The organism is Escherichia sp. MOD1-EC6475 (assembly GCF_003046645.1).
GTDB lineage: Bacteria > Pseudomonadota > Gammaproteobacteria > Enterobacterales > Enterobacteriaceae > Escherichia > Escherichia ruysiae.
Map to the genome: position 1 here is coordinate 1 of NZ_PZKQ01000106.1, position 11,459 is coordinate 11,459.

General features: G+C 49.4%; 9 protein-coding genes and 1 pseudogene. All 10 read right to left on the reverse strand.

Annotation, left to right across the window (positions count from 1 at the left end):
• Positions 1 to 12: 12 nt before the first annotated feature.
• Positions 13 to 390, reverse strand: coding sequence for a hypothetical protein (locus tag A7589_RS22435; RefSeq protein WP_000690107.1), 378 nt, complete (start codon positions 388 to 390; stop codon positions 13 to 15).
• Positions 391 to 422: 32 nt separating this feature from the next.
• Entirely contained in the window at positions 423 to 3,146 is a 2,724-nt protein-coding gene (locus A7589_RS22440) for a DEAD/DEAH box helicase (protein ID WP_044325657.1), read from the reverse strand.
• Between the two features lie 11 nt (positions 3,147 to 3,157).
• Entirely contained in the window at positions 3,158 to 3,664 is a 507-nt protein-coding gene (locus A7589_RS22445) for a hypothetical protein (RefSeq protein WP_001286234.1), read from the reverse strand.
• Complete coding sequence (locus tag A7589_RS22450; RefSeq protein WP_000157877.1) at positions 3,661 to 6,924, reverse strand: hypothetical protein; 3,264 nt, start codon at positions 6,922 to 6,924, stop codon at positions 3,661 to 3,663. The genes A7589_RS22445 and A7589_RS22450 overlap by 4 nt, the downstream gene beginning before the upstream one ends.
• Positions 6,925 to 6,963: 39 nt before the next feature.
• Positions 6,964 to 7,962 (reverse strand): hypothetical protein, encoded by a 999-nt coding sequence (locus A7589_RS22455; RefSeq protein WP_000361559.1) that lies wholly within the window; start codon positions 7,960 to 7,962, stop codon positions 6,964 to 6,966.
• Positions 7,963 to 7,979: 17 nt separating this feature from the next.
• On the reverse strand, positions 7,980 to 10,661 hold the full coding sequence (locus A7589_RS22460) for a hypothetical protein (RefSeq protein WP_000901079.1): 2,682 nt from the start codon (positions 10,659 to 10,661) through the stop codon (positions 7,980 to 7,982).
• Between the two features lie 2 nt (positions 10,662 to 10,663).
• On the reverse strand, positions 10,664 to 10,858 hold the full coding sequence (gene mads1 / locus A7589_RS22465; protein WP_000003143.1) for a methylation-associated defense system helix-turn-helix domain-containing protein MAD1: 195 nt from the start codon (positions 10,856 to 10,858) through the stop codon (positions 10,664 to 10,666).
• Positions 10,859 to 10,962: 104 nt separating this feature from the next.
• A complete protein-coding gene (locus tag A7589_RS22470) occupies positions 10,963 to 11,220 on the reverse strand; it encodes a hypothetical protein (protein WP_108189031.1) in 258 nt (85 codons plus the stop codon).
• Positions 11,217 to 11,360 (reverse strand): annotated as a pseudogene (locus tag A7589_RS22475) (IS3 family transposase); the annotation flags it as partial. The gene A7589_RS22470 and the pseudogene A7589_RS22475, both read right to left, overlap by 4 nt.
• A gap of 16 nt (positions 11,361 to 11,376) precedes the next feature.
• Positions 11,377 to 11,459 (reverse strand): IS1 family transposase (locus tag A7589_RS22480; RefSeq protein ID WP_000618533.1); only part of this gene is annotated, 83 nt, incomplete at its 5' end.

The window sequence follows — 11,459 nt, forward strand, 5'->3', positions numbered from 1 at the left end:
AAGTTGGAGTCATTACCGGTTTCTTTTATCATCGACTTCTTTTAAGGCTTCGTCATAGTCGCGTTTTAGGGCCTCATTAACCAATAGTGTAGATACCTGCTTGGAGCTATAGCTTTCATCGTATGAATTAATGACCATTATTTGATCAGCCGCGACAGGCTGGCCATCTAACGTGACAATTCGTTTTGTTTCACGATCAGGAAAAACATTGTCCTTTGATAGATTGCCTTCTTCAATGTCCTTCAGTGTCTTAGCCAGAGAAGTTTTCAATGTCCCATTGGGCGCATACAAAGAACAAACACCGTCAATGCCATCAAATCTGGTTAAGTCTAACTCCCCCACCAGTTTATTAATGCCGTAACAATTTTCTAACTCCAGCCCAATTTTCATAGCGACTTCCGATATCCTATTAACTCATCAAATCAACCACACGCTAAACCGATCAGCTTGGCTGAGTATGACTGCTCAGGCTTCACGATATTCCGGTGATGAAGTTCCCGCTCCAAGACGGCTTCGATTTTATGCAAATCTACTTCGTGAGCGCTGTTCTTTCCCTTAGCTCTAAACACAGCGTCTATTTGCTTTTCTAAATGAGGTAGCCGGTTACCATCGCCATCGACAGCAAGTTTCATGATGGAGTGAACATTGTGTCCTTTTTCGTTGGCAGCCCTTACTTCCCATACAGAAACGGTTTCACCAGCATTCAGCTCACTGGAATAGAAACCAAGGTATTCAGGATCAAGATTGCGGTATTTATCAAGCTGCTCTGCAATCACGGGATGATCCAAACCAATCAAATGCAATTTTTCTGAATTGGTCGCTTCTTCCCGATCCGTGGTAAACAGCATTTGTTCGAGGCCATCTTTTACAAGGGCAAATTGCTTTTGCCCGCGAATCTCAATGGCTTCACCTTCGTACGGCAAGGCTTTCTGCATAAACCGGATCAGGTCGTCTATGGATTCCCCGGTATCTGATAGTGGTGCGTAGTCATCCAAACTGAAACCGTCCAGATCCTGGAATAGTTCGAATACCGCATCCTTAGCATGACGGGCGTTATCCATAGCCGCCTCAAGCTCCAGCCGTGTGCGTTTCAGCTCTGGGTCTTGCAGTGCCTGCGAATAAAGTTGCTGATAGTTCACCTGCTCCGATAATTGGCCGAGGATCTGTGATCGAAGGTCTTCTTCTACCTGGCCCTTCTCATCCACTTTGCCGAGCGCCTTGGCAATTTCCTCCAGTTTTTCATCCAGCAGCAGGAAAATGCGACCTTCAATGGTGTCACCCAAAACAAGGTTATAAACCTGCGCAGTATCTCGCTGTCCATAGCGGTGAATACGACCAATGCGCTGTTCCATATCCATTGGATTCCACGGCAGGTCAAAGTTAAACAGCACCCGAGCATGTTGCAGGTTGATACCTTCTCGACCGGCTGCTGTACAGATCATTACGCGAGGGCCATTGGCCTGTTTGAAGCGCCGTTCTGCCGCGAGCTTACTTCCGTGATCACCACCTTTAAGCACAACCACACCTTGGCCTGGATACGCTTTTTCAATCTGCTCTCCCAGCATTTCCACCGTACCCAGATAGGTTGCAAATATCACAATGCGCTCCTCTGGATTTTGCTGCCACAGCACGCCCAAAGCCCCAATGAGTTTATCTACTTTAGTTTCACGGGATGAAGGGAATAGTCCCAGTAGTTCTTTAATGCGGAATCGCTCTTCGGGCAGGGCGTATGCCACAGCATCCATAGCCGCATCTTCAGCGGCGGCTGTTTCCAGTTCATCGGTAAAAGTATCGGATGCAGCGGCCAGCTGCTCTTCATTGATCTTTTTGAGGAGGCGACGCTTGATGTCATTCAATATACGGTCTATCTCAAGGTCAGAAAGACGGTCATGACCTAAATCGAACTCAACGCGAATCTGTTCTTTTGCCTCATTAAAAGCAAAGTCTCTGGCGTCGATGTCGAGATTTTCATCGTGCATCAAACCCTCATGAACAGTCAGGGCCAAAAGTCTTCGTCTCAAGGTGCGATGCACAGCGGCAAAGCTGGACGCCGCAATCTTTTGGAAGATCGTCATTACAAAGCCCAGTGCCGTTCCTTTCCCGCCTTGCTTCTTCGCCAGAGCAAAACCGTCGCGCAGGTATTCATTCAAGGCGTTATAGAAATCGCGCTCCTGGTCTGACATCGAAAAGGCTTCGGTATGCACCCAGCGTCTGGCAAATAGCGTGGAGCCATCGGCTTTACAGGCGTCGGCTTTGGTACGGCGGAAGATGATTGGATTCAGGCGATGACGTTCTTCCACCATCTCTGTTTCACTGGAAAACAAAGTGGGGTCAAGCAAATCAATCAGCTTCCAGAAACGGAAATGATCGCCCTGATGTGGTGTGGCCGACAGCAGAATCATATCCCTACTGTGGTCACGTAAGGCTTCTGCCAGTTTGTAGTTCTGGGTCTTGCGGGTTTTGCCACCTTGCTTATAGGCTGTGCAGTGATGCGCTTCATCAAAAACAATCAAATCCCAACGGGGTGCTTCGAGTATTTTCTTGATTCTTGCTGGACGCTTTAAGGTGTCGATACTGGCAATCAGCAGGTTATGTTTAGCAAACGCATTACTGCGCCGGTCGCTGACGTCACCTTCGCGGCCGAACACTTCAAAATTCAAATTGAAAACTTCATTCAGCTCGCGGTGCCAGTTGTTAACCAGACCCGCCGGAACAACCATCAAAGCCCGGTTCAGTTCGCCACGACTGGCCAATTCCCGCAACACTAATGCGGTTTCAATGGTTTTCCCCAAACCCACTTCATCGGCAATCAGAAAACGACGCGGGCTCGCGCAGGCAACCCTATGAGTCAGCACTACCTGATGGGGTAGCAAATCAATCTTGGCTGAAGTCAGCGAGCTAGCTGAATCCTGAAGGGGTAATTCATGCGCTTTCCAGGAGAGCCATGCTTTCGTGTCGCTATCGGTATGGCTGCCAATACTGGCCACCACGCGCTCATTATGGCTAAGTGCCGCCACCAGGGTGCTGACGGGTACTTGTCGCTCACCCTGGGGAAAGAATACACGGACGTAGCCACCCGCAGTCGAGATAACAACACCTTGGCCAAATTCAAAATGGCTGACGCGTTCGCCAGGTTGAAAAATCATGGTTACCCCTATTAGCTGATCCGCTCCAGGTATAAACCCAGCCATTCGTTCGTTTTTCCGCCAGAGGTCGATTCAATCCGGCGCACATCTTTTTGTGCGCCGTTCCAGATGCATTGCCCCAACGGGAACATCTGGGCATCGTATTTACCGGCCAAGCACCAGTGGTAGGTACTAGTGGTAAGATCTTCCTTCCAGCGCCCCTGATCCGGCATCCAGAAAATCAACGCGGCATCGGCATGGTTCTGAAAGTCGTAGATCATTTCGTAAATCTCGGATTCCAGCCATTCCAGTGCATCTTCTGGTGACAAAGCGTCTACGGCTACGTCCAACCCTGCGACGTATAAGCCATCGTCATTCAGCAGAGGCATATCGTCCGGCCAGCCCGCTTCGTAATAGCCGATGAACTGACGCAGACTGATCACCTGACTTGCAGCATTTAATTCAGCCAGTGTTTTGCCACACCAAAGCACTGAGACACCGCGTCGCTTCCATTTGTCGTTGGTCAGCACATCGCTCATATTTCATCTTCCATACCAAACAATGATATTTGTTCCTGCATAACCTGCTGATGATCTGCTTCCCATCTATTAAACAATTGCCTTGCCAAAGTGCAGGCACTGCGCATAGATGAGTCAGCTCCGTTGTGAACAAGCCAATCTAATAGATGACCTAATGCCGGGTGAGGCTTAAAGTTATCATCCAGAATTTTCTTGGTATTGATACCGCTTTCCGGATAACAGGCCCCCACAAGCAACATGGCCTGATCAAAGTCGCGGCTCACGCTGCGACTGCTGGCCATTCGCTCTTGCGCAATTTCTAGTGGCGAGCGCCAATGAAAGGCTTTTGGTCGAGTGGTTTCCGTCGCCCAGCCCAAAGCGATAAAAGTAGAGGGCGCTATACCACTACCGCGCAGGAATTTCTGCATCTGATCGCGTTCGACAGAAGGTTGGCGTGCAAAAATACGCAGAAACTGGCGCGTGTTTGGCTCACATACCACCGGGGTACCACCCGATTCAGATTCCGACTGGTCATCCAGAATCTGGTTGATCCCCACGAGAGCTTCGTTAACGGTGAATTCGCGGCCTTCTTCAACATACACCTGGCCATAGTGGCGTGAGAAATACTCCAAAGCCTTCCCACGCTTAATCACCTGAATGTCGGCTACCGGCAAGCCCTCTGATTGGTGATATTCCAACAGCCGTTGCAGCTGACGCACGTCGGCAAGAATCTTACGACGCAGGCGTGCCCAACTGATCTTGCTAGGCGCTTCAGTGCGCTTACGGCACACATGAATGATGTCATACTCAATTGTCTTGGAACCAAACTCCCCCTTGCCCTTAGTTTCATCACTGCGGATAGGGTACGTTGCTTCCAGGTAGTAACCCGCGTCAAACAAGCTCTCCAATACATCCACCCAAGGCTCGTCTTCGCTGTGATGGAAGGTAAATGCCAAAATGCCACCCGGTTTCAGCAAGCGATTCGCCTCGCGCCAACATTCGGTCAGCAGGCGCTTATAAAACGCATCCGGGTCATCTGGGTGGCGTGCTTTGTTAGAAACAGCTTCCAGCGTCTTTGGCGTGTATTCTCCAGCGTAAACCTCTGGGTATTTATCTTTCAGCAGCAGACGTAGCCACACATAGAAGAAATCCGCTAATTCGGCGTAGTGCAGCAAGCCACCAAATGGTGGATCGGTAATGACGAGATCATACGACTGATCGGCATACTGCTTTAATTCCGTCGATGAGCCGCAGGTCACTAAGGTACCCGGCAGCACAGGGTCGTTGGGCATGGCCTTTGAGCTTTTACCGCTCACCAATTTGCCAATGTCGGCGGACATATTGGTTAACATCTCGTTCGAGACGGTTTCCCATGGCTGCTTGCACCACTCCAACCCCTTAAGAGTGTTTGCCCGGCAGGATGACCAGTTACCACGACCAAGATCTGAAAAAACCGAGTTTTCAATCACGGTTGATTTGGGATGATAATTGTTGTTGCTAAACATTGGTTCAGGGGTGTCCCGCTGAGGGTTCCAAAAGCAAAACATATTCTGATTGCGCAAATACTGCTGAAATGCACCCAAAACTATTTCTTTACTGGTGTCGCTGAAGCCATGAGATGTATCAATAGCCTTGAGAATTTGTGCATGAATCAGAAGCTGAAGCGGGTTAAACATGGTATTCCAGTGCGTAAAACCATGATTAGGAACGCCGCCTTGCAGGTGGTGTGTCATAAATCCATAGGGCAATTCGGATTCGGGCCAATAACCCCGCAAATCCGAATTTTTCCTATTCTCCCACTCAGATACCGCCAGATTTTGTCTTTTGGCAGCATTGCCGTCAGCTGGAACAAAGTAGCGGCCGTTGTATGGTGCACCTGTTGCATCACGTCCAGGTGAATAACACTGCAATACATAGGCAGCCATTGGGCCGGTCTGGCCAGAAGCTTTAATGCTGTCGAGAACATCTTGTTGACGACCGCAAGTGCTTTCCTGACAGGTGAAATTAGACTTTTTAGGAATAGTGCCTTGCTGAGTGTTTATCACCAAACCTGAATCAGGGCAGGTAATTTCTTCGGGCAATTTACCCCGTACTTCCAGCAGCTTAAGTGTCTTTGTTCTGTGCAGATTCCAACGCTGCGTTGCTTCCACCTCACTAAGGGAGGTGCCGCCAAATATTCCTGTTTCGTCTGCTTTTGAAGAACCTTTCAGCCAATCAGGGTGAACAAGCAGAGACAAATCAACCTTTTTATTTTTACTCATCTTCTTGAGTAAGCGCGAAGACTCTCCCTTCTGCGCTGCCGCCTCATCACGATATTGATGCTGGCAATGAGGGCACTGGTAGTTTCCAGTATCATCCATAATGGCGTAAGGAGCTTCTGAATCGCTTACGACCAGGGGAACATCGGGAGCCATGCGAGCTTCCTGGCGCTCAAGATCAAAGCTTGAACCGCAGTGTTGGCACTCAACATCTTGCCAGGTTTTAACCGAGAGGGATTTTACCGCTACTACTGGAGAGGTCATCAATGGAGTACGGTGACCGCATCCAGGAGCAGCACAAGGGCCATGTTTAGCCCAGAAGGTATAAATAACCTCCGGGCCTTCGTAATCGAAGTCTTTGCGTTCTTCGGGGGTCAGAGCCAGCGGATCAAAATCATCGCCCATGACTTTGCCAGTAGAACGCTGTGTCCATTTGCCTTTTTCGCCATCAGGGCCTTCGCAAGCGTAAAACGGCATGATCTGGGGTTTTACTTCCCGTTCGATGTGATCAAACAGTTTGTTCACTTCATCCAGATCGACATCAGCCAGTTCGTTTTTTACAACCAGCCAGGCAACCGGGTTGAGATCGTTGCCTGTCATCTGCATGCCGAGCCGCGCACCTTCTACCAATGTGGTACCGCCCCCCATGAAAATGTCAGCCACTTTCAATTTTCTGAATGCTTGGTTGTCCTGGTGATTGGCGTAGTAGTTGTCCCAAACCAATTTGGCAGATTCGGATGGTTCATCGGGCGCTTTGGTGGCAGCTGCAATCAACATAGAGCGGAACACGCTGGAGCGGCGACGTGCCCACCACTTACTCATCTGGTAGATGGGCTTGCCCGCATTACCTTCAATCTGCGCGATCTGGTTGATTGGCAGAATCGGGAAATCAACCTCAAGGCAGGTTAAGGGGCGATTAGGGTCAGAAAAATCGACCGATTCCAGTTGTGCTTTTTTACCAGCACTAACGGCCTCTGCCACCAATTCTTCTGTCAGTTCTGCTTTCGTTTTGTTAGATGCCATAAAAATACTTATCCAAAGGCCAGCACAGGATGCTGTCCATTAATTATTCGGTTTCGACAGTTCGATAAAGGGTACGGCCACTTCTAACAAGCTCAGTCCACCATGGGCCAAGCTTGGATAGCCGCCTTGTGAACGCCATTTTTTTCGGCCCAGCACAATGTTCCAGTTGCCATGCTGTGTTGTCAGTACCTGAGATAATGGCGGTACCCAATGCTGTTCGGTTTTTGCGTCTTCCACTTCGCTGTTGCGGCCAGACTTGAATTGACCTTTCAGATAGGCTTTTTGATCTTCAGGGTAAACATCTGGAAACAACGCGGGGTTTGAATACCCATGGTCGGCAGTAATAACCAGACGACGGCCCGTGGCCAGTTTGTCGATGAAGGCCCAGAATTCATCGCCGGTTAATACAGCGGCAGCTTCTTTAGCCAACACCCGATAACCGGCCCCCTGCTCTGCCAGGTGATGCATGCGTTCATCAGGCCAGTGATGCCAGAAAATAATATTCGGGTCAGCCTTGATCAGAGATGCACAATCCACCCATGGCAAGTCGGTGGACTCAGTAAAAGCTTCAGGGAAAGCTGCGCTATTACCCTGGTTGTTCTGCAATCTGGTGCGCTGCCCAAACCCCATGGCCCGAGCAAACGGCGTGGTATCACCGGGTAGCTCAGAGGCGGTCGCACCGGCACTGTGAATGGTGTAGCCGCGTTGCTGCGCACTTTCGAGAATCCAGGGCGCTTCGCGGAGCGACAATGCATCAAGAATCAGGATGGCTTTCGGTGTTGTCTGGCGTTGCCAGAATGCTTTCAGAGCATCTGCCGTTTTTGGCGAAGCACTCTCGAACGATACCCACAGATCCCAGGCACTGCCTGCCAACACGTCATCCAAGGGTTTGATGGCTCTATCCCGTTCGGTTGTTTTTGCATCCGCCAGATCCTGCCTGATCGGTTCTGCAAACAGGGGCCAGAGGGCCGAAAAAATTTTCGGCCATGCTTCCTGTGCGGGTAGTCTGTGTATATCAGCGATCAGTGACTTATCCATATGCTTTCGCTCGTCGATTATTGTTCTTTATCCAAATCCAGAGAGTAAGTAACACCATCCGGTAAGTTTTTCAGCAGATGCTCTAACTGTGCACCAGTGAGCTGCGAGGTAGACAATTTTACGTCCTTCACCTGACTGCCTTTGTTAATGCCCCATTGTTCAAGCTTACCGAGCAAGCTCAATGTGGAAGTATTCTGGGCGCTGTAATGAGCAACGAAGCCGCCACTGGAACCACCGAATAGCGATCCCGGCGTTGGTGTCGTATCAGATGCTGTGCCGCCATTGCCTAAGCTTGCGGTTGACTCTTTAACACCACCGGTAGTGAATTCTTCTGGCACGCCTGGAACAGGCTGAACAGGGACAGAACCGCCTGAGCCAACAGAGCCCCCGGGCAGATGCAGTGTTGTATCATCCAGATCTTTACCACTACCCAGCTTCCCACGTACTCGCAACCAAGCATCTTCCGTGGTTTCTGACGGCTTTTTCTCGTACAGACTGCCTTTGGCGTTGATGGCAATTTTGCCTTCTGCACAGGCTCGGCCAATACGCTCTTTAACCGCTGTTTCACCCAACCAGGGAATGCTTTCTGCACCTTTTGGGGCTGGTTCTTTCAGCTGTTCGATGAGGTCGGCCACGCTACGGCTATTGGTTGCGGCATCAAGCAACATGGTGTCGAATTCTTCTGGAATGAACAGCTCGCTGCGGATTTTCTCATCCAGCTTTTCAAGGATCTGTAACCCTTCTGCGCCATGCTGTGAAATCTCAAACTCGCATTGAGATGGGTCTGCGAAATTCCACACGACCAAGACTGCAAAACGATCAAAGCGGGATTGCAACTGCTCACGCAGTTCCTTCTGGTACTTCAGATGCAATTGAGCGTACTCACGCTCGGAGTTTTTCCAATCGCTAGCGAGATAAACCGCACGGGCTAATACCAGCAAAGACTTATCGTAGAAAATGTCGCCAGTACCCACGCGTGGTAGCAGGAAGCGCACAGTGTTTCTTGCCTTTGCAACATGCGTCTTCAACCATTCTCCCAGCTCTTTGTTGTCCAGCGACGCCTTGGGCATAACAATCACTGGAATCCGGTTATCCCAATGCTGAGGATGGTCTTTTTCTTCAATATCCGCCCATGGCGCAGTGCGCCATTGCTTCTTTAAGACAATGGTTCGATAAATATTCGACTGATTGCCATCCCCAACCAAGGCGTAACGAATCTCTTTGGCGAGGTGTTCTACATCCTCATCCTTTTGAAAGAGCTTGTCGTTTTTAGCATGTGCTAACAGCTTGGCCTGTGGATTCACCTCGTTCTTGAAGACCAAACGGTTGGCTTGGCGGTGAATGTTGAAGCTGTTGTCCTCGATGACTGCAAGCTCAGCGGCAAACAGGTTGTCATCAATCGCTTTGCACTCGGTAATATCCAGCTGCAACTCTGACGGTTCTGCACCGGCATGATTCTCCAGTGACAGGGAACGAAGCCAGAGAGCGGAAAGAATGGGCTCAAGATGTGGCACCTGAGCAGCAGGTACACCGTTTTTAACAGCTTCGAGGTTGCGCAGTGCATTCTCACGCAAATCCCGATGCAGCTGACTCGCTACCGAATCCAGTAGTGAGGTAACGCCTGATTTTTCACTGGTTAAGCTGAAGTTGGCAGGCGTAAGTATGGCTGTGTCGTCACCAGACTCCTTAAAAACATCTACCAGAATACGCAAGAGATCGCGTGTCTCTTGAGTTTCGGTTGCGATCAGCACCTGATCGTCCAGCAATTGCAGGAGTCTTGGCGAGTAAGGCCAGGCCTCGATAAATTGCTGTCTATGTTTTTCATGCTCGGAGCCTGAGATATGACTCAAACGCAGGAATTCATCCACATGAGTTTTGATCAGTGAAGCAATATCAGGCTCTGGAATGTTCATCCGGTTTTCGAAGATCCGATAGAGCAACAAGCGCTGCCTGTCTCGTTTGGCTTCTGGCCCTTTAAAATCAATCCGTACGGGGTTCACACGGAATAGCTGCTGCGCTGCGTCGGAGTTACCTTCGCGCACGGATACGACAAGTGTCAGAAGTTCTGGGTGCTTTTCAGATATTTCCGAGAGGATTTGAATGAAGTTAAATGCCCATGTCTTACGCTTATACTGGTTGGAGTTTGTTAAGCCTTCAAACCACGTCTGAAATTCATCCAGAATAAGGATGAATGGCTTATTCTCTGCCATTTCCAGAATCAGGTCATAACCAGGCACTTCCGTGCCGTGCACCTCCCACTTGGCTTTAATGATATTGCCATGCGGATGCTGGTCGAACAGAACATCCCATACATGCTTATAGCGTTGCAGGTGCAAGCTTTCGGTAATGACATGCATGCCATACTGTAATTTGAGACCTGCAATGTCAGGATTTTTCAGTCGGGCAGACCAGTCATTCAACCAGTTTACTGTTGCATCCTTATCCTGATGCATATGTGACAGTGCGGCCATAAGGTGTGATTTACCTTGGCCCCTCGCACCGATAATTACAACAGGCTCAGCCCGGCCAGCTTGTACAGCTTCCACAGTCTTGAGCATGTCGATTGAAGGGTAAGTGATCTTCAGAAATTCACTTGCAGACTTATCGAGCGCACCGGTGCCATTCCGGTTATGCATTTCGATCATCGTTCCTTTAATACGACGACCAGAAAACTCCTCACGTAACTTCAGTCCTAGCATGGTTAGCTCTCTTTATTGCTTGATGTTTGGTTGTGTTGCTGCGCTATCCATATATCTATCTCTTCTTTCTTAAAACGCCACGAGGTACCCACTTTGAACGCTGGGATCTTTGCTGCTGTGGCCATGCGATAGACAGTACGCTCGTTGAGCTTGAGGTACGACGCGACATCCTTGACGGTCATTATTTGCTCACTCATGTTTGTTGTCCGCAGTTAGTACAGTGTTTTGTCAGCTTGTCGGAATAGTACAAGAATATCACCTTATGAACAACAATATCACTAAATGTCAAGTCATGATTTGCTTACAGCAAGCCCCAATGAACCAGCTCCCGGACAGGGACATCGTAAAAATCTTGAGTAATACGATTCTGGATAGTGTCATCGTCCAGGTACTTCGCCAGCTTTTTAACGACGCTCACCGGGTGCCGTTTCAGTTCAGCGGTGATCTGCCGAACAGTGCAGGCATAGTCGATCATGTCGTAAAGAACCTCTTCGTCTACCTTGCTCCAGGTTTTTCCGAAGTTCTCCGGGAATTGAAGCTGATGTAGTGAAGTGGTCAACAAAAACTGGCCACCGCGTTAGAGTTTTTCCAGTATCGGTTTTCTGATTCGTTTGGCGGTAACCCACCATTATATTCGTGCGGTCTTAGTGCGCTGTAATATCCAACGATATAGTCCGTTATTGCGTGAGCTGCATCGCTGGGTAATGACTCCAACTTACTGATAGTGTTTTATGTTCAGATAATGCCCGATGACTTTGTCATGCAGCTCCACCGATTTTGAGAACGACAGTGACTTCC

Bases quoted from the DNA above. Each gene is read 5' to 3' on its own strand.
- A7589_RS22460 (WP_000901079.1), bottom strand. From the start codon at position 10,661: ATGCTAGGACTGAAGTTACGTGAGGAGTTTTCTGGTCGTCGTATTAAA.
- mads1 (WP_000003143.1), bottom strand. From the start codon at position 10,858: ATGAGTGAGCAAATAATGACCGTCAAGGATGTCGCGTCGTACCTCAAG.
- A7589_RS22455 (WP_000361559.1), bottom strand. From the start codon at position 7,962: ATGGATAAGTCACTGATCGCTGATATACACAGACTACCCGCACAGGAA.
- A7589_RS22450 (WP_000157877.1), bottom strand. From the start codon at position 6,924: ATGGCATCTAACAAAACGAAAGCAGAACTGACAGAAGAATTGGTGGCA.
- A7589_RS22435 (WP_000690107.1), bottom strand. From the start codon at position 390: ATGAAAATTGGGCTGGAGTTAGAAAATTGTTACGGCATTAATAAACTG.
- A7589_RS22445 (WP_001286234.1), bottom strand. From the start codon at position 3,664: ATGAGCGATGTGCTGACCAACGACAAATGGAAGCGACGCGGTGTCTCA.
- A7589_RS22440 (WP_044325657.1), bottom strand. From the start codon at position 3,146: ATGATTTTTCAACCTGGCGAACGCGTCAGCCATTTTGAATTTGGCCAA.